The sequence below is a fragment of the Bradyrhizobium sp. URHD0069 genome, assembly GCF_000701345.1.
Classification (GTDB): domain Bacteria; phylum Pseudomonadota; class Alphaproteobacteria; order Rhizobiales; family Xanthobacteraceae; genus Bradyrhizobium.
This window is the reverse complement of sequence record NZ_JNIJ01000011.1, coordinates 73,738-98,926: the sequence shown is the minus strand read 5'-3', so window position 1 is coordinate 98,926 and position 25,189 is coordinate 73,738. Positions and strand designations below refer to the sequence as shown.

At 60.6% G+C, this 25,189-nt stretch carries 21 protein-coding genes; 14 read left to right on the top strand and 7 right to left on the bottom strand.

Going from position 1 to position 25,189, the window contains the following annotated elements:
- Positions 1-88: 88 nt before the first annotated feature.
- Together N554_RS0105890 and N554_RS0105885 are read right to left on the bottom strand one after the other, a co-directional pair.
- A complete protein-coding gene (locus N554_RS0105890; RefSeq protein ID WP_029582638.1) occupies positions 89-3,202 on the bottom strand; it encodes an efflux RND transporter permease subunit in 3,114 nt (1,037 codons plus the stop codon).
- Entirely contained in the window at positions 3,199-4,380 is a 1,182-nt protein-coding gene (locus N554_RS0105885) for an efflux RND transporter periplasmic adaptor subunit (RefSeq protein ID WP_029582637.1), read from the bottom strand. Before N554_RS0105885 ends, N554_RS0105890 begins: the two co-directional genes overlap by 4 nt.
- Positions 4,381-4,604: 224 nt before the next feature.
- On the opposite strand from N554_RS0105885, the gene N554_RS0105880 reads away from it, so the two are divergent.
- From N554_RS0105880 to N554_RS0105870, 3 genes are all read left to right on the top strand, one after another.
- Positions 4,605-4,865, top strand: a complete 261-nt coding sequence (locus N554_RS0105880) for a hypothetical protein (protein WP_029582636.1) — start codon at positions 4,605-4,607, stop codon at positions 4,863-4,865.
- Positions 4,866-4,952: 87 nt separating this feature from the next.
- On the top strand, positions 4,953-5,267 hold the full coding sequence (locus N554_RS0105875; protein ID WP_036052489.1) for a hypothetical protein: 315 nt from the start codon (positions 4,953-4,955) through the stop codon (positions 5,265-5,267).
- Positions 5,264-6,097: a hypothetical protein gene (locus tag N554_RS0105870; RefSeq protein ID WP_029582634.1), complete on the top strand. Its 834-nt coding sequence runs from the start codon at positions 5,264-5,266 to the stop codon at positions 6,095-6,097. The genes N554_RS0105875 and N554_RS0105870 overlap by 4 nt, the downstream gene beginning before the upstream one ends.
- A 91-nt stretch (positions 6,098-6,188) precedes the next feature.
- On the opposite strand, the gene N554_RS0105865 is transcribed toward N554_RS0105870, so the two are convergent.
- Positions 6,189-7,214, bottom strand: a complete 1,026-nt coding sequence (locus tag N554_RS0105865; RefSeq protein ID WP_371259458.1) for an aldo/keto reductase — start codon at positions 7,212-7,214, stop codon at positions 6,189-6,191.
- 393 nt (positions 7,215-7,607) lie between these two features.
- On the opposite strand from N554_RS0105865, the gene N554_RS0105860 reads away from it, so the two are divergent.
- The 5 genes from N554_RS0105860 (at position 7,608) to N554_RS0105840 (ending at position 14,334) form a co-directional block, all read left to right on the top strand.
- The gene (locus N554_RS0105860) at positions 7,608-8,843 is read left to right on the top strand and encodes a molybdopterin-dependent oxidoreductase (RefSeq protein ID WP_029582632.1); all 1,236 of its coding nucleotides are present in this window, start codon (positions 7,608-7,610) and stop codon (positions 8,841-8,843) included.
- 13 nt (positions 8,844-8,856) lie between these two features.
- Positions 8,857-9,186, top strand: a complete 330-nt coding sequence (locus tag N554_RS0105855) for a hypothetical protein (protein ID WP_029582631.1) — start codon at positions 8,857-8,859, stop codon at positions 9,184-9,186.
- A 207-nt stretch (positions 9,187-9,393) separates the two neighbouring features.
- Positions 9,394-9,819, top strand: coding sequence for a hypothetical protein (locus N554_RS0105850; protein ID WP_156041796.1), 426 nt, complete (start codon positions 9,394-9,396; stop codon positions 9,817-9,819).
- 52 nt (positions 9,820-9,871) lie between these two features.
- Positions 9,872-13,060 (top strand): efflux RND transporter permease subunit, encoded by a 3,189-nt coding sequence (locus N554_RS0105845; protein ID WP_029582629.1) that lies wholly within the window; start codon positions 9,872-9,874, stop codon positions 13,058-13,060.
- A complete protein-coding gene (locus N554_RS0105840; RefSeq protein ID WP_029582628.1) occupies positions 13,057-14,334 on the top strand; it encodes an efflux RND transporter periplasmic adaptor subunit in 1,278 nt (425 codons plus the stop codon). Before N554_RS0105845 ends, N554_RS0105840 begins: the two co-directional genes overlap by 4 nt.
- Before the next feature lie 284 nt (positions 14,335-14,618).
- Here the strand turns inward: N554_RS0105840 and N554_RS37190 are convergent, their stop codons facing one another.
- Positions 14,619-15,038, bottom strand: a complete 420-nt coding sequence (locus N554_RS37190) for a hypothetical protein (protein WP_156041795.1) — start codon at positions 15,036-15,038, stop codon at positions 14,619-14,621.
- A gap of 210 nt (positions 15,039-15,248) precedes the next feature.
- Here N554_RS37190 and N554_RS39600 point away from each other — a divergent pair, with 210 nt between their 5' ends.
- From N554_RS39600 to N554_RS0105820, 3 genes are all read left to right on the top strand, one after another.
- Complete coding sequence (locus N554_RS39600) at positions 15,249-15,401, top strand: hypothetical protein (protein WP_156041794.1); 153 nt, start codon at positions 15,249-15,251, stop codon at positions 15,399-15,401.
- Between the two features lie 517 nt (positions 15,402-15,918).
- On the top strand, positions 15,919-16,596 hold the full coding sequence (locus N554_RS0105825) for a response regulator transcription factor (protein ID WP_029582627.1): 678 nt from the start codon (positions 15,919-15,921) through the stop codon (positions 16,594-16,596).
- A gap of 71 nt (positions 16,597-16,667) precedes the next feature.
- Positions 16,668-18,119: a sensor histidine kinase gene (locus N554_RS0105820; RefSeq protein ID WP_081851144.1), complete on the top strand. Its 1,452-nt coding sequence runs from the start codon at positions 16,668-16,670 to the stop codon at positions 18,117-18,119.
- 670 nt (positions 18,120-18,789) lie between these two features.
- Here N554_RS0105820 and N554_RS0105810 read toward each other — a convergent pair.
- Positions 18,790-19,065, bottom strand: a complete 276-nt coding sequence (locus tag N554_RS0105810; RefSeq protein WP_029582624.1) for a hypothetical protein — start codon at positions 19,063-19,065, stop codon at positions 18,790-18,792.
- Between the two features lie 163 nt (positions 19,066-19,228).
- Positions 19,229-19,867 (bottom strand): S24 family peptidase, encoded by a 639-nt coding sequence (locus N554_RS0105805; RefSeq protein WP_029582623.1) that lies wholly within the window; start codon positions 19,865-19,867, stop codon positions 19,229-19,231.
- Positions 19,868-20,013: 146 nt separating this feature from the next.
- On the opposite strand from N554_RS0105805, the gene N554_RS0105795 reads away from it, so the two are divergent.
- Together N554_RS0105795 and N554_RS0105790 are read left to right on the top strand one after the other, a co-directional pair.
- Positions 20,014-20,643: a GcrA family cell cycle regulator gene (locus N554_RS0105795; RefSeq protein ID WP_081851119.1), complete on the top strand. Its 630-nt coding sequence runs from the start codon at positions 20,014-20,016 to the stop codon at positions 20,641-20,643.
- A 129-nt stretch (positions 20,644-20,772) separates the two neighbouring features.
- Complete coding sequence (locus N554_RS0105790) at positions 20,773-21,324, top strand: DUF6456 domain-containing protein (protein ID WP_029582621.1); 552 nt, start codon at positions 20,773-20,775, stop codon at positions 21,322-21,324.
- A 67-nt stretch (positions 21,325-21,391) separates the two neighbouring features.
- On the opposite strand, the gene bamA is transcribed toward N554_RS0105790, so the two are convergent.
- Positions 21,392-23,638 carry an outer membrane protein assembly factor BamA gene (gene bamA, locus N554_RS0105785; protein WP_245283530.1) on the bottom strand — a complete coding sequence of 749 codons (2,247 nt, stop codon included), beginning with the start codon at positions 23,636-23,638 and terminating at the stop codon, positions 21,392-21,394.
- Between the two features lie 352 nt (positions 23,639-23,990).
- On the opposite strand from bamA, the gene N554_RS0105780 reads away from it, so the two are divergent.
- Positions 23,991-25,043, top strand: coding sequence for a hypothetical protein (locus N554_RS0105780; RefSeq protein WP_029582619.1), 1,053 nt, complete (start codon positions 23,991-23,993; stop codon positions 25,041-25,043).
- Positions 25,044-25,189: the final 146 nt, after the last annotated feature.

Here is a 25,189-nt window from a genome sequence, read left to right as displayed (position 1 = left end):
ATGGTGTCAGGCCATTTCCGCGATTGCCGCCTCCTGTGCAGAGGCTGGCCAACCAAGACTGGCGGTGGCATTGGGCTGCGATCTTCGGTCATTCGGCGGGCGCCGGCGCTGCGTGACCGGAGGCTGCCTGGTTCTTCTTTTCCCCGAACAGCCAAGTCTGCAGCCGGTCGAGGTAGATATAGACCACCGGCGTCGTATACAGAGTGAGAACCTGCGACAGAGCGAGGCCGCCGACGATAGCATAGCCGAGCGGCTGACGAATCTCCGAGCCCACTCCGGTGCCGACCATCATCGGCACGCCGCCGAGCAGCGCCGCCATCGTGGTCATCAGGATCGGCCGGAAGCGCAGGATACAGGCCTGGTAGATCGATTCCTCCGCCGTCAAGCCTTCGCTGTGTTCGACTTGCTGGGCAAAATCGACCAGCATGATGCCGTTCTTCTTGACGATGCCGATCAGCAGTATGAGGCCGACGATCGCGATCACGCTGAGATCGATGTGGACCGCCATCAGCAATAGCAGCGCGCCGATGCCGGCCGAGGGCAGGGTCGAAATGATGGTGATCGGATGGATGAGGCTTTCGTACAGCACGCCGAGAATGATGTAGATGACGAAGAGCGACGCGAGGATCAGGATCGGCGTGCTCTTCAGCGACGCTCCGAATGCCTGAGCGTTGCCCTGGAAGCTGGTCTGCAGCGAGAGCGGGGGGTGCAGTTCCTTTTCAACCGCCTGAATGCCGCTCACCGCCTGGCCGATCGCGGTGCCCGGCTTGAGATTGAACGAGATCGTCACCGAGGGGAACTGGCCCTGATGGTTGACCACGAGGGGAGCGACCTTCACCACCGAATCGACCAGCGTCGATAATGGCACCTGCTGCCCGCTCGATGATTTGACGTAGATACCGTTGAGGGCTTCGGGCCCGTACTGGAACTTGGGGTTGACCTCCAGGATGACATGGTACTGCTGCAGAGTGGTGTACATGGTCGAGACGATGCGCTGGCCGAAGGCGTCGTCGAGCGTGTTGTCGATCGTGTAGGGCAGGATGCCGTAGCTCGAGGCGACATCGCGCTTGATCGTGATGTCGAGCATCGGACCGGCATTGAGCTGATCGGTGGCTACGTCGGTGATGCCGGGGACCGCCTTGATCTTGTCGAGGAACAGCTGTGACCAGTGGGCGAGCTCGCCGGGATCGGCGTCATTCAACGTGTACTGGAATTGGGTCTTGTTCAGCCGCGCGCCGATGGTGATGTCCTGCGCCGGCTGCATGTAGAGCGTGATGCCCTGGATCTTGGCTAGGTTCGTCCGCAGCCGGGCGATCACCTTGTCGATCGAATCGCGTTGTGCTTTGGGCTTGAGCTGAATGAAGACACGGCCGTCGTTGAGCGTGTAGAGGCCACCGCCGGCGCCCACTGCCGCTCCCACCGTGTCGACGGCCGGATCCTGCATGATGGCGTCCTGGAGAGCCTGCTGGCGTTCCTCCATGGCCTTGAAGGAAATATCCTGCGCCGCTTCGGACTGGGCGAGGATCAATCCGGTGTCCTGCTGGGGAAAGAAGCCCTTGGGAATGATCACGTAGAGATACCCGGTCAGCGCGATGGTACCGAGCATCACCATCAGCGTGAAGAATTGATGCCGCAGCACGATCTTGAGGCCTGCCTCATAGGTGTTGAGCAGAGCATCAAAGCCGCGCTCAGACATCCGATACAGCCAGCCGTGCTCCTTGCTCTCCGGCTTGAGCAGGTATGCGCACATCATCGGCGTGAGCGTCCGCGAGATCACCAGCGAGAGAACGAGAGCGACGCTCACCGTCATCGCGAATTCGCGGAACAGCAATCCGACATAGCCGCTCATCAGGAACAGCGGAATGAACACGGCGATCAGCGAGAACGTGATCGCCATGACGGTGAAGCCGATCTCGCCGGATCCTTTCATCGCCGCGTCGTACGGCGAGAGGCCCTCTTCTATGTGTCTTTGGATGTTTTCGATCTCGACGACGGCGTCGTCGACCACGAACCCGACCGCGATCGACAGGGCCATCAGCGAGAGGTTATCGAGACTGTAGCCCATTTCGTAGAGCACCGCGAAGGTGCCGACCAGCGCCAGCGGCACGGTGATGGCCGGAATAACGGTGGCCCAGAAACTGCGCAGGAATATGAAGATCACCATGACGACGAGCGCAATCGTCAACAGTAGCGTGAATTGCACGTCGGCGACCGATGCGCGGATGGTCTGGGTGCGATCGGAAATGACGTTTACCTTGACGGCGGCTGGGATCGAGGCCTGCAGCACAGGCAGCATCGCCTTGATCCGCTGCACGGTCTCGATGACGTTGGCGCCGGGCTGCCGCTGGATCGAAAGGTAGACCGCCCGCTGGTTGTTGTACCAGCCGGCAATCAGCTCGTTCTCTCCCGCACTGATGGCGCGGCCGATATCGCGGATGCGGACCGGCGACCCGTTTCGATAGGCGATGATCAGGTCGGCATATTTGTCGGGCTCGAACAGCTGATCGTTGGTATTGAGCGTGTAGGTCTGACGCGGGCTGTTGAGGGTGCCTTTCGGAAGGTCGACATTGGCCTGGCCGAGCACCGTTCGTACATCCTCGAGGTTGATGCCGCGAGCCGCCAGCGCTTCCGGATCGACCTGTACGCGGACGGTCGGCTGCTGCTCGCCTCCAACGCCCACAAGGCCGACGCCGGATACCTGCGAGATTTTTTGCAGCAGAATATTCTGCGCGTAAGCGTCGACAACGGTCAGCGGCAGGCTGTCCGAGGTGAGCCCGAGCACCAGGATCGGCGTTTCAGCCGGATTGACTTTGCGGATCAGCGGCGGATACGGCAAATTTTTGGGCAGGTAAGCGGTCGCCGCGTTGATCGCCGACAGTGTGTCGCTGACCGCCCCGTCGATCGGGCGGCTCAAATCGAACTGCAGCGTGATCTGGGCATAGCCGAGTGCGCTCGCCGACGTCATCTGGGTGAGGCCGGGGATTTCACCGAACTGCAGCTCCAGCGGCGACGTCACGGTGGATGCCATGGTCTGCGGGTCGGCGCCCGGCAGCTGCGCCGTGATCGAAAGCGTCGGGTAGTTGACGTTCGGCAGCGATGCCACCGGCAATAGCGGGTAGGCAACCAGGCCGCCCACAAACAACGCGACCATCAGCAGAGCGGTCGCGATCGGCCGCCGAATGAACGGTGCTGAAATGTTCATGGGATAGGCGCCTGTAGGGCGTCCTGCGCGGCGGCTTCCTGCGCCGCCTTACCGTGTAGCATCTTCACATGCGCGCCCGGCTGCAGCTTGTATTGTCCGTCGACCACGACCTGCTCGTTGGCCTCGAGACCGGAATCAATCAGTGCCTGGCCGTCACTGATTTGCGCGACCTTGATTGAGCGGATTGCGACCGTGTTGTCGGGATTGACGACATAGGCGTAGGGCCCTTTGGTACCTTGCTGCACGACCGCTGCCGGAACGGTCAGACCGTTATGCCGCGTATTGAGGAGCAGCCGCGCGTTGACGAGCTGGCCCGGCCAGAGCCGGCGCGACTTGTTGGGGAAATTCGCCTTGAGTTGAATTGAACCGGTCGTCTGCAGGATCTCGTTGTTGACGAGGCCGAGTACGCCTTGATCCAGCAAGGTCGTGTCGTCCTGGGTGTAGGCAAGGACCGTGAGCGGCGTCTTGGTTGTCTGCTGTTGCTGCTCGATTTGCGGCAGGTTCGTCTCCGGCAGCGTGAATATCAGCGAAATCGGATCGAGCTGCGTTACGACGACGAGGCCGTTGGTATTTGACGGGCTGATGATGTTGCCCACATCGATCTGACGAATCCCGACCACTCCATCGATCGGCGACGTCAGGCGCGTGTAGCTGAGCTGCACCTTCGCGGCGTCAATCAGCGCCTGGTCGGCCTTGATAGCCGCCTGCAACTCCCCGACTTGCGCTTTCTGGGTCTCGAGCAGTTGCGGAGTGGCCCAGCCCTTGGCTCCCAATGTGGTGTAGCGAGTGAGATTGGCCTGGGCATTGATGAGCTGGGCCTGATCGCGTTCCAGGTTTCCAGTGTACTGGTCGATCAAGGCCTGATAGGGACGCGGATCGATCTGCGCGAGCAGGTCGCCGGCATGCACGGTCTGCCCTTCGGTGAAATTAATGCTGATGATCTGCCCCTGGATCTGGGCACGTACGACGTCGGTGTTGTACGCGATCACGGTGCCGACACCGGTAAGGTAGATCGGCACGTCATGCTGGGCGACTGTCCCGGCAACGATCGGCACCGCGGGTGGAGTGGGCGCGGCATCGGCCTTCTCCAATGGGTGAGTATGGGTGAAGTACAGCAGGCCGCCGACCGCAAGTACCGCAGTCAATAGGCCGGCAGGGATAATGACTTTCTTCTTCATGACCGGTCTCGCTCACAGATAGTGAAAAATTGTTTCACGGCATCGTGCTTGTGGTCGGAGGTGAAACGGTGGGCATCGTTGGTATCGATGGCGCTGAACTCCCAACGCTACCCGTGATGGGCGATACGCTTGTCGTCGGCGCCGCCGTTAGGGGACTAACCCCAAGATTTCCAATCTCGTAAGAACCCAACGGAACTCCGGCTCGGGCGCTGCCGCTCGGTGAGGTGGCCGACGTTGACGTTGGAGACGAAGACATTGGAGACGACGACGAAGCAATGCTGCTGGAGCCGGAGCCGCACATTCCCGTTAGCCCCGACGTTTCCACCATTCCTGACGATGTCGATTCTCCCGAAGTCGGTGCGATTGCCGTCGATGTCGATACTCCCGACGACGTTGATGTTCCCGACGGCGCTACGCCGCCCGTCGTGGCTGCGGTGGCGGGCGTCGCCGTTCCGGTTGCCATTGCCATTCCACCACCGTCGTAGGTCGCGCGCGATCCGAACGTTCCCATTGGCGAAGTCGCCAACGTCGAACAGGGCCCCGCGCCACTGCTTGTGTTTGGAACGGCAATCGTGCCGGTGACGCCGTTGGGCACCGGATTGACTGGAGTTGATACGCCGGGCGCCAAACCGTTCGTGCCGACCGGAGCGCTGGGATCCGCTCCGAGCGAAGAGGTGACGCCGAGCGGAGGCATAGCCGTTCCGACCTGGGCGAATGCCGGGCTGCAGCACAACAGGGAAAAGGTCGCCGCGACAATCAAGAATGGTCTCATGGAAGATCTTTCTGATAAGCGCACAAGGATGGTGCGGCGTAGGGACGCAAGCACAGCAGTTGGTATGCCGGCGGGATCGATGACGTTCATGTTCATTGCCGCTGACAGAGGATGAATTGCCTGAGCAGACGCGCCGAGATCGACGTTCCGGCGACCCCGGCGTTGCCGGCGCCAACGTTTCCGGCGCTCCCGGTCCCAGCGCTCCCGATGCCGCCGGTGACCGAACACGTCGCAGTGCTTGCTGTCGCAGGTAAAGCAGCGGGCATCGTTGGTACCGACGAACTCGGGCCCACCGTGCCGACAATGGGCAAGACGCCTGTCGTCGGTACCGCTGGTGCGGAACTCACCCCGAGATTGCTGATCTCCGTGGAGTCCAACGGAATTCCGGTTCGAGCGGCGCCCCCCGGCGTGGTGGGCAACGTTGACGTTGACGTGGGAGCCGACGATGAAGCAATGCTGCTTGAGCCGGAACCGCACATTCCCGACATTCCCGACGTGTCGATTCCGAAGGTCGACGTTCCCATCGGAACTGACATTTGCGACGACGTTGATGTTCCCGGCGTCGCCGTGGGGTCCGTTGATGCCGCGGTGGGAAGCGTCTCTGTGATGCCCGACGTCGCCATGCCGCCAGTCGTTGCCGCAGTGGCGGGCGCAGCGATGCCGGCTGACGTTCCGCCGCCGTCGAAGCTCGCGGTCGATCCGAACATTCCCGATGGCAACATCCCCCCGGTCGAACATGTCGTGCCGCTGGTAGTAATTGCACCGCTGGTTGGAATTGCAATTGTGCCTGTCACGCTTCCGGTGGGCGCCGGACTGACTCCGGGTGACGTGATTTCGGTGGCGCCCATCGGAATTCCGGTCCCGCCGACTGATCCTTCGGGGCCCATTCCAAGCGGAGAGGTGACGCCGAGCGAAGGCGTAGCCGTGAGCGGATCGTCGACCTGAGCGAATGCGGGGCTGCACAGCAAGGGCCAAGCCACCGCGACAAACAAAAAGGCTTTCATCGAGGATACCTAGATGAGTCGAACTGGTTGACTTACGCAGCGAGACGATCGGGCGGTGCCATGAACTCCGGACCAATCGGATCCCTGATTGTCTCCTGCAGAATTCGGTCGATCTCAGCCATCGTGACACGGTCGATGTGCCAGCCGACGACGTCGGCGATCGGCGAGAGCTGGTTGGCCCGGCGCGCACCCCACAATGCGATGTTCTTTTCGCCGCGATCGAGTACCCAGCGCGCAGCGAGATGGATGACCCGTCTATTGAAGCGTTCTTGCGCCAACTGGTCCAGCTTCTCGACCGCAGTGAGATACTGTTCGAATCGAGGGCTGAGAAATTTGGGATCGTTCTTGCGCAGATCGTCGCCGGTGAAACGACTCGATCTTGACATGCTGCCGGACAACAACCCCCGGCACAGCGAGCCATAGGCAAGCACCGCGATGTTTCGCGCGCGGCAGTAGGGCAGAACCTCTTGTTCGATGCCGCGCTCGAACAAATTGTAAGGCGGCTGAGCCGCATGCAGGGGGGCGACCTTGCGAAATTCCTTCATCTGAGCCGGGCTGAAGTTGCTCACGCCGATGGCGCGAATCTTTCCCGCTTGATGCAGTTCGCCCATTGCTTCGGCCACTTCCGCGATCGGTGTATGCGGATCCGGCCAATGGACCTGGTAGAGATCGATGATATCGGTCTGCAAGCGCCGCAAGGAACTCTCGGCTTCCTCGATGATCTTCGCCTTGCGGGCGTTGCGAAACGGTTTGCCGTCCTTCCAGTCGAGCCCGACTTTGGTGGCGATGAACGCATGCTTGCGCCGGCCGTCGATGGCCAGCGCCTTGCCAACGATTTCCTCCGAACGTCCGAAGCCATAGATGGGTGCCGTATCGATCAGGTTGATGCCGCCGTCGAGCGCTGCGTGGATTGCGCTGATAGCATCGCTCTCGTCGCTCCCGCCCCACATCCAGCCGCCGATGGCCCATGTCCCAAGCGCGATGCGCGAAGCTCGAATGGAGGTGCCGGGAATCTCGACGAATTCCATCTCGGCATGGTGGGATTGAATACGGTCCATCGTTCTACTCTTGCTCATCGCACCACAGGCGCAGCCTATTTAGCGCGCCACTGCATTCCTTCGCTTCCAACCAAAATGGTCGTGCCTGCGCAAAAATGCGATTAAATAAGGATTTATGCTGCGTGCGGACGTCGTTCGGCAGATCGCGCGAAAGCTGCGTCCGGTGACTCCGCGGCCTTCACTTGATGTATCAATGGCGAGAAAAAGAGACCGCCGACCATGGTGTATCCGCGCGGTTGCCGGATTTCCAATCCCGCCGATCACGACATTCAAATTCGATTTCAGGATTCTAAATCCATTTTTAATTGAGGAGATCGCGAGGAAACGTGATGCTCCACCTGGCCGGCTGTTACCGTCCACCGACAGAAAGCATGGATATTCAGGAGGGAGCAAATGGCGGAGAACGGCCCTCTTCACCACGCGATCACACGACGCCGACTGCTAGGTGCGGCAGGTGTAGGAACCTTGGCTCTTACAGCTCCGAGCTGGGCGCAAACGACGATCAATCTTCCGCTACCCGGTGGTCCCGGGACGCGGCCAATTACGACCGATTTCCCACAGAAAGGACAGATGATCCTGCAGCGGACCCGTCCGCCGCTGCTGGAAACACCGTTTGAAGTCTTCGACAAAAGTGTCTTCACCCCCAACGATCAGTTTTATGTGCGCTGGCACTGGGCGGTCATCCCGACGGATATTGACATCGGCAAGTTCAGCCTAAGGGTGCGCGGCCATGTAAATCAAACATTGTCGCTGTCGTTGAACGATATCGTTCACGGATTGCCGAGTGTTCAATTGGCTGCAGTGAACCAGTGCTCCGGCAACTCGCGAGGCTTCTTCCAGCCTCGGGTGCCCGGCGGGGAATGGGCGAATGGCGCCATGGGCAACGCTCTTTGGATGGGAGTCCGTCTGAAGGATGTGCTGGATAAAGCTGGCGTGAAGCCGGGTGCCGTACAGGTCCGGTTAACGGGCTTGGACGAGCCGGTCGTGGCAGAGGCGCCGCATTTCATGAAGGCGCTGGATATCGACCACGCGCGCGATGGTGAAGTGATGATCGCCTATGCCATGAACGGCGAGCAACTGCCGTTGGTGAACGGATTTCCGCTGCGGCTGGTCGTTCCCGGCTGGTATGCGACCTATTGGGTCAAGATGCTGAACGATATCGAAGTATTGAATGTGCCCGACACGAATTACTGGACAAAAGTTGCCTACACCATTCCCGATACGCCACACGCCAGCATCAAGCCGGGCGAGACGGACGTGAAGATGGTCCCGATCAATCGAATGGTGCCCAGATCCTTTGTCACAAATATTGCCTCGGGCCACAGCGTGAAAGCCGCCGCGCCGACGACGTTGCGCGGCATTGCGTTCGGCGGCGATTGTGGTGTGGCAAGCGTCGAGTACTCGGTAGATCACGGTCAAAACTGGCGCCAGACGCAATTGGGAAAAGACGAAGGCAAATATGGATTTCGGCAGTGGCAGACGCAATTCACGCTGCCATCGCCTGGGAAGTACAGTTTGTTGACCCGTTGCACCAACAATAACGGCGTAGCGCAACCCGACACACCAAACTGGAATCCGGCGGGCTTCATGCGCAATGTAGTGGAATCGGTCGAGGTGATCGCAGTTTGATGGAGTATCTATAATGTTTCGCAATTTGCTGCCGGCCGTCATTTTGTTGGGCACAGCGTCAATGCCCCTCGTTGGGCGCGCCGCCACAGCTTTCGAGTTGAAGCCGGTGAAAGTCGATCTGCCGGACAGCGACAAGATGTTTCCCGGCCCAGGTTCGGACGCGATCAACAACAATTGCCTCGCCTGTCATTCGGCTGAGATGGTGCTGAACCAGCCGGCGTTGTCGAAGCAAGCCTGGGCAGCGGAAGTCACTAAGATGATCAACGCCTACAAGGCCCCGATAGCCCCAGAGGATGTCGGTGCGATCGTTGAATATCTGACTGACCTCAAGGGCGCAAAATAGAAATCCGCTCTCTGGTTCTGCGATATCAACGCATCGCAGGTGAAGGCTACCCGAAGCCACTTCGTCGTCACCCGATCTTGAGTCCGGGAACCAGGCTAATCACCGATTATTGGTCGGTTGATGAGTTTGTTGATAAGCCGACAGATTTTGAGCCATTCAAAAGCGAATTCAAAACTCTAAATTGGTTTTTAATTGAGAATAGTGCTTTTGGCCGCCATCCTCAAAGGAATCGCGACGCTTTGTCTGTGGTGTCGGGAATTTCTTTGGCGAATCTTTAAGGGCCGGACTGTCGGTGACGCCGGTACTGGCGACGACAAGGCGGCGATCAGCGTCGCGCTGTTCGATCGGGGGCTGACCCAGGTGCTGCAGGCGTCGGTCACTGGACTGGAGCCGAAGAAACCCTACGTGATTGCACTTGCTCATGAGCGCAATGGCGAAGGGCCGCTGGAACCGCTGGCTGCCTTCATGACCAATCCGGCCGGTTCGGCGATCGTCAATGCGGACGGCGCGATCCGGCGGGTCGTGCATGGGGAGGCCAGGATAAAGCGGCGCTATCTCGGGATCGCCGAAGGTCATCATGAAAAGCCCGGCCCAGTGGTGCAATTGAAATTGGTGCAAGTGCAATTGAAGTAGTGGGTGCGCCGGTCGCGCCATTGGCGCGGCCAGCGCGCCATGAGGATATGTTATGGGACTTGTTCGTTTCGCACTGCGATTTCCGCACACGTTTTACGTGGTCGCCGCCCTAATCCTGTTTCTCGGGATCGCCGCGATCCGGACGATGCCGACCGACATCTTTCCCGAAATCCGCATTCCAGTCGTTACCGTTGTCTGGAGCTACACCGGTCTCTCGACGCCGGAGATGGAACAGCGCGTCAGCACCTATAGCCAGTACTCTATCAGCGCCAACGTCAGCGGCATCAAGAACATGGAAGCGCAGACCCTGAATGGCCTGTCGATCCAGAAGATCTACTTCCAGCCGGACGTCAATCTCGACCTCGCCATCGCGCAAATCGTCTCCGCCACCGACTCCATTCGTGCGCTGATGCCGCCCGGCATCCAGCCGCCGATCGTGGTGCAGTTCAACGCGTCGAGCGTTCCGGTTCTGCAGCTCAGCCTGAGTTCGGACAGCCTGAACGAACAGCAGCTTTACGATTACGGCATCTACCGCGTTCGGCAGCAATTGGCGCCGGTGCCGGGCGTCACCCTGCCGACACCGGCGGGTGGCAAGTACCGTCAGATCATGGTGGATATCGACCCGGACAAGCTGCTGTCGCGGGGACTGACGCCGCTCGACATCGTGAACGCGGTCAATACGCAGAACCTGACGCTGCCATCGGGAACGGCGAAGATCGGCAACACCCAATATGTGGTGCGGACCAACGCGACGCCGGCGTCAATCCCAGACCTCAACATGATGCCGGTCAAGTTCGTCAACGGCGCCACGATCTTTTTGAAGGATGTGGCGCAGGTCCGCGACGGATCGCTGGTGCAGCAGAACATCGTGCGCGAGAATGGCCGGCGCTCGGTCTTGCTCAGCGTCATCAAGAACGGCAATGCCTCGACCCTTGCGGTCGTCAACGGCGTGAAGAAGGCGCTTGAGACGGCCCGCGCTGCGGCACCGGCCGGACTCAAGATCGGCGAGTTGTTCGACCAGTCGATATTCGTGACTAACTCCGTCAATGGCGTGCTGCGCGAAGGCGCCATCGCGGCGGGCCTCACCGCGCTGATGATCCTCATCTTCCTCGGTTCCTGGCGCTCGACGCTGGTGGTGATGATCTCGATTCCGCTGGCGATTCTGTCGTCGCTCGTCGTGCTGTACTTCCTCGGTGAAACCCTGAACACCATGACCCTGGGCGGCCTGGCGCTGGCGGTCGGCATATTGGTAGACGATTCGACCGTGACCATCGAAAACACCCATCGTCTGTGGACCGAGGAGGGCATGCCGCTTTCCGAAGCGACGCTGCACGGCGCCGCTGAAATCGCGATACCAACGCTGGTATCGACGCTCGCCATCAGTTGCGTATTTACGTCGGTGGTGTTCCTCGACGGACCCGCCAAATATCTGTTCACGCCGCTCGGGCTTGCCGTCGTGTTTGCAATGCTGGCGTCCTACGGGTTGTCGCGGACACTCACTCCGATCACGATCGGCCTGCTGCTGAAGAGCGAACGCCGCCACACCGACAACCATGATGCCCCGACCGGCTTCTTCTCGCGGATGTCCGCCGCATTCGACCGCGGCTTCGAGCGCATGCGTAATGGATACTCGAAACTGCTCGCGATGCTGCTTCGCCGGCGGGTCATCGTGCCCGTCGTCGCCGTCCTGATACTTAGCCTCGGCACGGTGATGTTGCTCTCCGTTGGCCGTGACTTTTTCCCGCTGATCGATGGCGGCCAGATCCAGCTTCACGTTCGCGCCCCTGCCGGAACCCGGATCGAAAGCACCGAGGCGATATTCCAGAAGGTCGAGGACAAGATCCGCGAAGTCATTCCGGAAAAGGACCGCGAGCTCATTATCGACAATATCGGGCTGCCGGCGCGAGCCTACAATCTGGCATTCGCGGATGGTTCCACGATCGGAATCAACGACGGTGTCATCCAGGTTCAGCTGAAGGAGGGGCACAAGCCGACCGCCGACTATATCAAGAAATTGCGTCAGGTGCTGCCCGCAGCGTTTCCCGAAAGCACGTTCTATTTCCAGGCGGCCGACATGGTGACGCAGATTCTGAACTTCGGATTGCCGGCGCAGATCGACGTCCGGACGATGGGCTATGACCTGAACAATCTTTCCGTCGCGAAGGAGCTCCGTCAACGCCTTGCCGCGATTCCGGGCATTGTCGACGCGCATCTGCAACAGGAAGTCGACGCTCCGGCGTTCTACGCCCAGATCGACCGGAGCCGGGCAGCGCAGCTTGGCCTCAATGCCAGCACGGTGGCGACCAATGTCAATGTCAGCCTCAGTTCGTCGGAGCAGGTGTCGCCCAACTTCTGGACCGATCCGACCTCGGGCATCCCCTATTACATTGCCGTGCAAACGCCGGAACGCAAAGTCAATTCGCTGAATGCGCTTAAAAACACGCCGGTCTCCACCTCGCTCTCGGCGGTGAGCGGCCAACCGGTCCCGGGCATGCTCAGCAATGTCGCGACCTTCAAGCGGGACAAGGTGCCCACTAACTCCAACCAGACCAACATCCAGCCGGTCTTTGACGTTTATGCCAGCGTGCAGGGCCGCGATCTCGGCGGTGTTGCTGCCGACATCCACAAGGTCACGGCGGAGCTGCAGCAGAAGCTCAAACCCGGCAATACGATTCAGGTGGTTGGCCAGATCCAGAGCATGAACGACTCGTTCCGGAATCTCGGCATCGGACTGCTGTTCGCCGCCGTCTTCGTCTACCTGCTGATGGTCGTGAACTACCAGACCTGGGGCGATCCGTTCGTCGTGATCCTGGCCCTGCCGGCGACGCTCTGCGGCATCGTGACGATGCTGTTCATCACCGGCACCACGCTGAACGTGCCCTCGCTGATGGGGGCGATCATGGCGGTTGGCGTGGCCTCGGCGAATTCGATCCTGCTGGTGACCTTCGCGCGTGAGCAGCAGCTGAAGGGCCATTCGGCCTTTGAAGCCGCGCTGAGCGCCGGCCGCACCCGAATCCGGCCGGTGCTGATGACGGCGGCCGCGATGATCGTCGGCATGATCCCGATGGCAATCGGCGGCGCCGGCGAGGAACAGAATGCCGCGCTGGCACGCGCCGTCATCGGCGGCCTGTTGTTCGCGACGCCGACAACGTTACTGATTGTGCCTTACCTGTTCGCCATGCTGCGCAAGGGCAACGATGGAAAGCCTCACCATGGCGTATTCGAGGAAGTTCCAGAATGACCGAGATTCATGTACGGCCAAGAAATGATGGTGTTGAGGACCGGCTTGATCCCGACACCGATCGCATCGTTGCGGTACCCAACGCTGCGCCCAAGCGGCGACGCCGGTATGGAGCTGCGCTGCTGGGCGGAGGCGCACTGCTGTTGCTCGTGGGTGGCCTTGGAATAGGAGGTTGGCGCCACTACCAGGCCGAGCTCGAGCTCGCGGCCACCGCGCAACGGAGCAGGACGCTTGTCCCCGAGGTTCGTGTCGATGCGGTCCACGCCAGCAGCGGCAAAATCACCGTCAGCCTGCCGGCGACCACGACGGCCTTTGAGGCGGCGAATATCTTTGCGCGCACCAGCGGCTACATCGAAAAGCGCTACGTCGATATCGGTGACCGGGTCAAGGCGGGCGCCCTGCTGGCGGACATTACCGCCCCGGAGCTCGACCACCAGATTGCGCAGGCCAAGGCGACGCTGGCCCAGAACCAGGCGACATTGCAACAGACGCAGGCAAGCCGTGAGCTCGCCCAGGTCACTAATGCGCGCGACAGCAATCTGGTCAAGCAAGGATGGCTCACGCTTCAGCAGGGCGACAACGACCGCCTGACCCTGCAGGCGCAGCAGGCAGCGGTGGGAGTTGCTCAGTCGAATATTGAAGCTCAGCAAGCCCAGATTCGAATCCTGGAGCAGGAGAAGGCCTATCAGCGCGTCGTTGCGCCGTTCGACGGTGTGATTACCCAGCGCAACATCGACAACGGCAGCCTGGTGACGTCGGGGTCGACCTTCATGTTTACACTGATGCACGCTGACGTGATCCGCACCCAGGTGTTCGTCCCCCAGGACGAGGCCTTCGGGGTTGGGCCCGGCGTCGACGCGGTGGTCCATGTCCCCGAGATTCCCAATCGCACCTTTCCCGGCAAAGTCACGCGTATAGCGAGCGCGTTGCAGCCCGGCAGCCGGACGCTGCTGACCGAGATCGACGTTCCCAATCCGGACGGCGCTCTCAGTCCCGGGATCTATTGCACTGTCGAGTTATTCATCCCGAGAAAGACGCCATCGATGATCATATCCGCCGATGCGGTGGTATTCGATCAGAACGGCGTGCATGTCGCGGTCGTCGAGAATGGCATTGTCCATCTGCAGAAAATAACGATTGCACGTGACTTCGGCACGGAGGTCGAAGTGCACGACGGCGTCAAGCCCGGCGATCAGGTCATCCTCAATCCGATGGTGAACCTGGCGGAAGGCGACAAGGTCGCGGTTCGCAAAGACAAACCGCGGACAAGCTAGATCGGAGCAGAGGAGGCAATGGCGATGCGACGGTTGCTGGTTACAACGACGGCCATCTTGTTGGCAGGCTGCAGCGCTTGCATGGCGCAGGTCTCCACCATGGGTACCACAGCCATGGGCATTCCATCGACGCCAGGGGCGATCGTGACTTCTCCACTCAATGGCCCGAGCCCGTTCTCGGCGATGACCCAGCCCGGCACTCCCGGCACGACGCTGGCACCGGTGCCGCTGGCTTCTGACCCGACAACGCCGGGGACGGTCGTGACCTGTTCTGCCCCAACAGGTCAAATCGCGCCTGGAACGCCGACGGTGACGGTTACGCCGATGTCGACCGGAACCATGCCACCGGTTTCCGCGGCACCGACGACGGTTTCTTCCGCGCCCACAACGGGTAGCTCCATCGCGTCCCCGCTGCCGTTGTCCGCACAACCAGCCTCATCATTCATGTCAGATTTTCCCGACTCGACCGTACCGGTGCAGTCCTCGGCTTTAGCAGCAGCTTCTCCGCCACCTTCCATGGGCACAACGCCGGTGCCATCGACCACGGTACCGACCACCGCCTCCACATCGGGCAGCACAGCCACGGTGATGCCATCGACCACGACGATGCCATCGACAACGACGGTGTCGTCGACCGCGATGATGCCAGGAACCGCGTTGGGGACCATTCCCACGTCGATCATCGGCAGCACGACCGGAACCATATCGCCAGTGTCTCCGCTGGGCAGCCCGTCGACTACCGTATGCAGCTCTACGCCGGGAGGTCCGCCGACCAACGGCGCCGCTTTGCCGCTCTCGACCCCCGAGGTTCCGAGCAGCCCCCCGCCTGGTACGATTCAACCCACAGTCGCGCAGCTAGCTGGCACTAGCATCGATCCGACAACGGCGGTGATGCCGACGCCGAATACGTCGGCATGCGCCGAGAGCATGACGATGGATCTGTCGACGCCCGCCACGATGGCGCCGGCCAACGCAACGGGCGCTGCGGCAACGCCGGGCGTATCGCCGCCATCGGGCTGTTGACGGGAGACCTCGCCGCCAGCCGGTTTGTCGGCTCGACTTGGTGAAACGTATCGTCAACCAGCGGGCTTCAAACTTCCAGCCGGAGAAGTTCGAGGCGCACTATTGCGACAGCCAATGCGGTAGCGGAAGAAGTCCAAGTGCAGGCGCTGCATCAGCAGAAGACTATCAGCGCGTCTTGATCCAGCCTTCGATCTGACCGAAGGCAGCAAGGTCCCAACTCGGCCTCAGGCAGCACAGATGTCCTGACGCTTGGTGCCGCAGCGGGATCCTCGAGCGCCACGCCGATTCTAAAAGCCTATTTAATGGTGCCGCCAGTTGTTCGAGCCTATGTTTTTGATGAGCGGCACCACCGCGCTCGCCCCCCGGAGGCGGTGGTCAGACAGCCGCAGAGCGGATGGCGCCGTCACGTCTTATGCCCCCGAGTGAGACGGGGCGGCGCTATCCGGCTCCTTTGAGGCTTGGCATTTGTGGGCGGTTGGCATTATGGCTTTGGTCTCGATCAGGCGTATGGTTCCAGGGATGCCAAGTGGGAGCACCGCGAAGGCAGTCGGAAATCAGTTGATGGCAAAAGTGCTTCTCATCGAGGATGACAGCGAAACGGCTGAGGAAATTGCGGCCGAGCTGGCCGATCGGGGTTTTGAAATCGAATGGTCGGCCAACGGTGTGGAAGGTTTGGACAAGGCGCGTTCATCGCGGCCAGACGCCATGATCGTCGATCGGCTGTTGCCTGGAATGGATGGCCTCGCGGTCATTGAGGCCCTGCGGAAGGATCAAGTGCGCACCCCGGTGCTGGTGCTGAGTGCGCTTGGCGCAGTGGACGATCGCGTACGCGGATTGCGGATGGGTGGGGACGATTACCTTACAAAACCATTCGCGGTCGTGGAACTCGTGGCCAGGGTAGAAGCACTGCTGCGCCGGCCGGCCGAATCGCGCGAGACGACGCTGCGGGTCGGGCCGCTGGAACTCGATCTGATCGCGCGCACTGCAAAACGGGGCGATCGCGTGATCGAATTGCTGCCCCGGGAATTTCGTCTGCTTGAATATATGATGCAGCGCAGCGATCAGTTGCTGACGCGGGCCATGCTGCTTGAGGAGGTCTGGAATTACAAATTCGTTCCTGCAACCAATCTTGTAGACGTGCATATGGGCCGTCTGCGTCACAAGGTGGACCAAGCCGACGAAGTCCCTATGATCCATAATGTCCGCGGCGCCGGGTTCATTCTTCGGGCGGTGTCATAAACCTTCGGATGGTTCCGCCGGAAGCGCGCCGCGGTTGGCGTCAAGCAAAGATACCGGGCGGCGACACTGCGATGCGTCAACCGCAATTCATTCGCTCAAACACCTTCCACTGGGCTTTGATGGTGGCCGGCGTGTTTGCAGTTTTCGTCATCGTGCTGTTCGGATTTATTTACTGGCAGATCGATGACTACCTGACGGCGCGATCCGACCGCGTCATAACAGCGGAAATGGACGAGATCGTCGGCCTATCGCCGGAGCGGCGGCTGGAAGCAATCGACGACCGCTTGAGACAGGATCCCAGAGAAGTGCACCTCGCGGCGATATTTGCCGCCGACGGTCGCCGGATCACCGGCAATCTGGAAAGCTTGCCATCCGATCTGCGGATCGACGCTCCGGCGCAACGCGCCAACATCATCAGGACGGATCGAGGTCGCCGCGAACACCAGGTCATCCGTGCAATTGCCCGGCGTATGCGAAACGGTGACGTGCTGGTGATCGGACGAAATGTCGATGAAGCCAGCGAGATCTCCCATGTCGTCGGTCAGGCGCTCGCGCTGGGTCTCTTGCCGGGCTTTGGTCTTTGCCTGTTGGCCGGCGCGTGGCTGAGCGTGCGCGCCCAGAAGCGGGTCGAAGAGGTCAACCAGCGGGTTCAGCGCATTATCGCCGGCGATCTGCGCGAGCGGCTTCCGCACCGTACCGTCGACGAGCCGTTTTCGAAGCTCGCGATCATCGTCAATGGCATGCTCGATGAAATGGAAACCATGATCCATGCGCTCGCCGGCGTCGGCAACGACATCGCCCACGATCTGCGGACGCCCTTGACCCGCGCCCGGCTTAGCCTCGAGCGAGGCCGCACCAACGCAACCACTTTGGAGCAGCTCCAGACTGTTGCGGATAAGGCAATCGCAGGCATCGATCAGTCGCTGACGATCATCACCGCGCTATTGCGTCTCGCGGAGATCGAAAACAGCCGCCGTTCCGTGGGCTTCGACAGCGTCGCCTTGCACGAGATGCTGCGGGAGGTGTGCGACATCTACGAACCGATCGCCGAGAACAAAAATATCGCCCTACGGGTCATTGCGACGCACCGCCTTGACGTGCGCGGCGACCGGGATTTGTTGATCGAGGCGGTCGCCAACCTCGTCGATAATGCCATCAAATTTACGCCCGAAGGCGGAAGGGTGGGCATTGAGCTGTTACGCGGCGATAAGGCCACGATTTTGCGCGTGACCGACAGCGGCTGCGGCATCAGCGACCAGGAGCGCGAGGTCGTGCTGCGACGTTTCTACCGCTCCGACAAGATCCGAAATACGCCGGGTGTGGGTCTTGGCCTCAATCTGGTGGCTGCGATCGTGAAGCTGCACGGCTTTCGGCTGGCGATCTACCCGGGCCCGGGTGGCCGGGTAGAGATCATTTGTCCCGATCACAAAGACGGGATCAAGGAGCTTGCTTCATTCGTCAAGTGCGGCCAGCCAGCTGCAACGGTTCGAGTTCCCTCGCCGGAGAAATGCGGTCGTCAGTAGATCAGGCCTTGGCATCGGCCCGCTAGGCGGGCCCGCCTTTTCCAAATGCTGGATCGTCGGCAGCGGATCTTGAACCACGTTCCAAGCACGACATAATAAGCAGAAGAGCCAGCGCGCGCTCTTGGTTTGAGCGACCAAGTTCTGGTCGTCATCGACATAAGGCAGCGATTTCGCCAAGCCGCGGCGAGGGAACTCGGCTTCAGTGTCGCTGTTCGGGCTTGGTTATCGTCTGCTTGATTTCAGTTCCGCAGTCGGAACATTCGTAGGTGAAATCGATCTTCGCCATACTCCAATGGGGCTCAACGTCCCTGACGTACATAGGAAGAATGCCCATGCAACCCGGGCAAACAATCGGAGTTAGCTCAGCTTCGAGATGTCGTTGAGCGTAAGCTGGCATGTGGGGTCTCCTTCAACGAGGATGCACGACCAGTCTCAGCCCCACAGAAAGCTTAACCGCGCAGGACCAATGCTTATTATCAACTCTTGCGAACGTTCGTAGAACGACGGCGCAATTTTCGTGAGTGTGGCTTTCGTGTAACATCCGGTGCCGGGAACTCCGCTAGCGGATGATGAAAATCGGCAGCGTCACGGTTAAGGGGTGGGCACAGGAACCCGGAGGAGGCAAGCCGCTAATCGATGATAATGACGGCCCGATCCGAACTTCGCGCCGTCATACTTCCTCATGCTTGCGGAGATCCCGCGCGTGATCGAAACCGACAACTTGCAGGTTGGCGCCGGTGATCCCGATTTCCGGAAGTGCCGCCTCCGCCAGAATTTCGGAGGTAATATCGTCGACCGCGGAATCGGTTATTTCGTGAATGAAGTTGATGTTCTTGTATTCGCCGGACACGACGCGGGAGATGACTTCGCGCCTTGTGATTTCGGGATCGACGATGGCCTCGCGCCCGCGCCGTCCATAGTCGATCATGACGACGAAATACTGCAAAGGCTACTCTCTTGCCCCGGAGCGGGCTTGCGATGCATCCGAATATTTCTGAAAATCAGAAATTTGTCAAGCCAATAATTCTGAAAATCAGAAAAATCCGCGCTGGCCGTAAAAATTGCACCGGTGGTCAGAATCCGCAGGCGTGCCTGATTCGAGATTCCTTTTATTGCTCTTGTGCCCGCCCGGCATGGGTTTTGGCCGCCTTACGCGTCCGGGCGGTGGCTTTGGCCCGCAAACGCTCGATCTGGCCTCTCGGCAGGGTGACGCAGATCTCGCCGATCCACTCCAGTTTCACGCCGTTGATCGGCTTGGCATTGAAACTCGTGAGATTGACGAGGGAAGGAGATTTTCCCCGCTCGATCGTTTTCAGGTAACGCTCACCGGTCTTCAGCCTGACCGCGGCCTCTTCTCCGTAGAAACTCGCTAAGGGATGGCGCTGCTCCCTGTAGACCACGATAACGTCGCCGTTTTCGTATTTCGGCAGCATCGAATCACCGGCCACTTCAAAGGCGATGGTTTCTTCCGAAATAGGGAAGGGCAACTGAACCTCACCCAGGCCTTCTGGCGGCACCTGCTCGTGTTCCGGCTCGATCGCCGCGCCGGCGCCAACGCGGCCCATGATCGGCACCGAATTGAGTTCGAGGTAATCGATGATGGCCGCGATTTCCGACGCCTTGATCAGGCGCAGCCCGGACAGGATTTCCGATACCGCGCCCGGGCGAACGCCCATCGCGGTCGCCAGACCGCCCTTGGTCTTGCCCGGTTTCTCCAGTCCCCGCTCGATCATCCTGATATCCAGCATGGCACATCTTTTCCGAATTTCAGAAATTATAGCAATTCCGATTATCCGAAATCAAGCTTGACTTTGATTTCGGAATATCCGAAATTACCGGAGGTGAGTCTGGCAGCGTCGCTCGCAATGACGGGAAGCATCGGGGAGAGATAAGAATGCAATCAAACTGGTCGAGCGAGCATTCGGAAGCGTTGCGGGAATATTTTGCCAAGGGCCTCTCCTACGCCGAGATCGCCGATGCGATTAACGTCAGGTTCAACACCGCCTATTCCCGCAATGCCGCGCTCGGCCGCGCCAAGCGCATGGGAGTTGCCGGTCCCGGACAGCCCAAAAATTTGCTCAAGCACCGGCCGATGGTGCCGCCGAAAGCCCAACAACCCCGGCTTCACAAACTACGCCAGCGTCTTCCACCCGAGTTCATGCGGCCGATGCCGGTTTTCGAACGCACGGAGACGGCCAAACTTCGCTGTGTCGAAATCGATCCGCGGCATCTTTCGCTGATCGAGCTCGAACTCGGCGATTGCCGCTACCCTTACGGCGGCGACGAGGAGGGCGAAGTTATCACGTTTTGCGGCCATCCCCGCCGCAAGGGTTCAAGCTACTGCGTTCCGCATTTTCATCTGACGCGCGGCGCCGGCACCGTTTCGGAACGGACAGCCGGCACCGTCTTGCTCAAGCTTGTGGCGGCGGCACATGACACGCGCACCGGAGCCGGCGACGATGGTGGCCAGATAAAGCCGCTGCTCCTCTTTGTCGGCGGCAATCTCGGCGATAGCGCCATCTGACCGCGACGGCAGGCAGCTCCCCAAGATCAGTCGCGAGCTTGCGGCCTATGCCGCCAGCAAGACGATGTAACGGGCGAACGCCATAACCAGCGAATTAAAACGTCACTTTTTGCAACGGAGCAATCCAACATGGCACGGGCAAAACGCAACAAGCCGCACAACCTAACAAAAGTGCACGATCGCAAATCGCGGGATTTGCCGCGCAATGCGGAGGTGGCGGCCATTGAAGTGGATGACCCGCTCGCGCTCGAGCCGGGAGAAAAGATCGTTACGCTGCGCTCGATCCGCAACGATCCCTTGGCGCGGCTGCACACGCATCGTCAAATCGATGAGGCGCAATACCAGGGCGGACGGGCGTTTCAGGAAGATTGGGAGAAAGCCGAACGCGGTCCGCAGGCCGTCGATCCCTCGCGGGAATACGTCGATGGTGTGCGGATGCGGGAGCCGGTTACCGAAGGACAGCGCAAGGCGGTGCTACGGCTGAACCGCGCCGAACGCGAACTCGGCGCCGACGGCGCGGCGCTGGTGCATGAGGTTTTGATTCTGGGCATGACCATGGAGCAGATCGGGCAGCGGCGCGGATTGCGCGGGCAGCGCTGGATCGATTATTTCGCGCGGCGATTACGGGAGTGTCTCGACCGGCTGGCTCTGATTTATGGATTCGCGACGGAGCGACGGTAGTGGGTATGTGCCGCTTTCCAGAGCAGGGGCCCTGGCGTGTCGCCCGCCAGCTCGCTGCGGGTTCCCCTCAAAATCCGCCGGTGGTAAAGCTAAACGGCTGCACCACATCGTAGGCCGCTTTGCTTAGCGGCGCCGCGTAGTTGATGCCAAGTGCGCCGAACGGCGAGTCCCAGATTAGGCCCACGCCGACCGACGAGCGCACGATGTTGGAATTGGCGATTTGCAGCGATTGCGTGGAGCCTGGAAATGTCGTCGGCCCGCCGTAGCTAAAGACGCTGCCGGCATCGACGAACGCGGCCGCCTTCAGCCCGTACTCCTTTGGTACGCCGGGGATCGCACTCTGTAATTCAAGGGTGCTTGCCCAGTACATGCTGCCGCCGACATTATCCATGTTCGTGCCGGGGGTGAGATCGCGCGGGCCGAACCCGTTCGGCGCAAAGCCCCGCACCATCGTCGGGCCGCCGAAGAAGCTGTTGATCAGCGGCACCTGCTGGCCGCCCCAGCCGGTGATATAACCGCCTTGCGCGCGCGCCAAGCTGACCACGTCATCGTTGATCGCGTGGTAGTAGCGCAGGTCCTCGGTGGTGCGCAGGAATTTTACGTCGCCGCCGAGGCCTGCCAGATCCTGCGTGAGTTGCGATTTGATTCCGTCGGTCGGGCTTTTGCTATTGTCGAGCGTACTATAAGTGATGGTGTCGCCGACGGAGGAGACCCATTGCGGGCCGGCGAGTGCGGCCTGCTGGATCGGCAGCGACGGCGCCGCGGCCAATGACGCCGGATCGAGCGTAACATTCTGGTTATAGATCGAGTAGCGGTACTGCACGCCAAGCTGCTCGGTCAGCGGCGTGGCGAACTGCATGGTCGCGCCATAGACGTCGCTGCCGTAGGACTGATAGGGGCTCGAATCGTTCTGCTTGCCGTAAAGCTCGATGCCCGCCGAAACGCGGGTGCCGAGGAAGTACGGCTCGGAAGCTGAAAGATCGACCCCGCGGGCGTACTGGCCATAGGTCACGGAGGACTTGAGAGCATTGCCGGTGCCGAGGAAATTGCTGTCGCCCAGCTTGACCTCGACGAGAAGGCCATCGGTCGTTGAGTAACCGCCGGCGATGTTGAACTCGCCGGTCGACTGTTCGACAACCTCGACATCGAGCACGACGCGATCCGCCACTGAACCCGGCTTGCTCGTAATCTTGACGACCTTGAAATAGTTCAGGTTCTTGAGCCGCCGTTCGGCGCGGTCGATCAGGCTCTTGTTGTAGGCATCGCCCTCGGCGATGTCGAATTCACGCCGGATCACATAGCCACGGGTGCGGGTATTGCCGTGGATTTCGATGCGCTCGACATAGGTCCGCGGCCCCTGATCGATCACGAACGAAACATCGATACGGTGCGCGGCGGCATCGCGCGTGGTGCGGGGGACGGCCTGTGCAAAGGGAAAACCGAGCTTTGCCAGCTCGATCGTGAGAACTTCGGTGGTCTTGTCCAGCGCGTTGCCGTCAAACACCGCGCCGGGCCGCGCCACAAGCAGAGGACGGAGTTTTTCGGAATCCAGTCCCGGTACATTACAGACGATGTTGATTTCGCCGAAATGATAGAGCGGGCCTTCGTCGATCGTAAACGTCAGCGTGAATCCGTGTGTGGCAGGATCGTATTCGGCGTTCGCCGAAAGCATGCTGGCGTCGGCATAGCCCTTGCTGCGGTAGTACAGTCGAAGCTGCTCGCGATCCTCCGCGACACGGTCGGGATCGTAGACATCGCCGCGGGTCAGAAAACTCAGCACATTGGTTGCGGAGGTCTTGATCACAGCGGCAAGCTGCCGCTTGCCGAACACGCTGTTGCCGACAAAGTTGATCTGCCGCACCGTCGTCTTCGCGCCCTCCGTCACCACATAGACGAGGTCGACACGATCATTGCCGCGACCGATGATCTGCGGCACGACACTAACATCGTCGCGTCCGGCATGCCGGTAGGCTTCCATGATGCGGCCGACATCGGCCTGCACCACGGCGCGCTGCAGCGTGCCGCGCGGTTTGGATTCGATGACCGCAGTAAGATCCTTGTCCTGTATCTTCTTGTTGCCTTCGAACGCGACACGGTCCAGCACGGGGGCCTCCGCGAGATGCACCACCAGCCGTTCGCCGGCGCGATCGATCGTAACCTTGTCGAACAGGCCTGTTGCCAACAGCGCCTTGAGCGCCGCGTCCCGCGTGGCTTCATCGTAACGGCCGTCGGGGGTGGCGGGGAAATACGAACGGACCGTGTCGGCGTCGATGCGGCGATTGCCCTGCACGTCGATAGCATCGCGCGCTGGCATGGCCTCTGTCGCAAGCGCCTGCGTCGACAAAAAGCTGAGCGCGGTGATGAGCAGCGCACCCGCGGCCCTCGACCGGTGGCGTCGCCCGCTCGACGCCCTGCATTGTCTCATCGCGCTCCGCCTGTCTCCCATTGAGCGCAGCGATCGAATTGCCTGCGCGGGGCGAAAGAATGTCTGACGTAAGGTTAGTTGCGGGCTTAAACATTAACGGTCGCCATAATTTCGACGCTGCGCCGAACCGCCCGTTCCAGAAATTGTCGTATAGCCGCTCCAAATTCCCGCTAGCCAAAGAACCGCAAAGCGTTCGCGTAGGCGATGCCTCGCATGCGCCCGCGGTTGCTAGGAGCATCACATGCGTTACGTAACATTCCTCGCCAGTCTGTTTTTGCTGGGCCAGCCGGCGGCTGCCGCCGTCACGCCTGAGATCGATCCGCGCGCTTCACTCAACGTGGTGCAGCAGTGGATCTACAACTATCGGGCCAAGCCCGACTACGCTCATGTCCCCGCTGCCGTGCGCGTGCTGTTTCACGCGCAAAGCTTTAAGGAGCCGGAAAACTCCGGCATCTATCTCGGCTTCATTGCCGGCGCGATCGGGTCGAACCCGGCAAAGGCCGAACAGCTCGTCAACAGCTTTTTTCCGGTGCCACCGGAGGACGAATGGGTGATCGTCCGCGCCATCGCCTATTCCGGCTTGCCGGACTGGCGGAATTTGCTGCGCCGGATCGCCCCGAAGATGCCGGGACGGCAGGTGATGATCGACAGCTATCTCGCGGGCACGCTGCCAACTTTGACGGCCATTCCGCTGGAAGAGGCAAAGCCCGGCATGTTCGACAAGCTGCGCGGCGTGTTCACGCGTAATCCTTTTGCCAAGGAGGATAGGAAGCTGAATACGGCGCTCACTTTCGCCGGCAGTCAGGATCTGCTGGATACGTTGTGGGGATATTATTTTGCCACCGGCTCGCACCTTCCGATCGTGCGTATCATGCAGATGCTGCCCTGGAGCAAAAGCCGCGAGACCGTCGACAAGCTGACGGTCGGCAGCATGGCCCGCTACACGTTGGCGAGCTACGCGGTGCGCGACGCAGGACTGCGCGAGTTTCTTCGCAGTGAGCTTGCGGGGCAGCCCGCGGCGATCAAAACCCCGCTCGCCGAGGTGATCCAGGCCGCTGACACCGTGCAACTCGGTGCGGTGCGCAAGGATGCGCTCGCCGCCGTGGAAGAGTTCAAGGCCAAGGGTTCGGATAGCCGGCGCAATCTCGACTTCTGGGGCCAGGTCGGCGTCGGCGCCGTTGCACTCGGCTGCGTCTCGGCGGCCGCACTCGGACAGGTCGCTCTCGGCATTCCCTGCGTGATCGGCGGTTCCGCATCGCAGGGCCTGCTGTCATTCTGGGAAAAGCAGCAATGATCGGACTCTGCCGCCGTCATTGCGAAGAGCAAGGCCCTCTTTGCCGGGCGGGACTCTTCGTCGTTCACCGATGGAACCGGGTGGTATCGAATGGCATTAACTCGGCGTGAAACGAAACACGCCGTCGAAGAACGGTGCGAACGTGT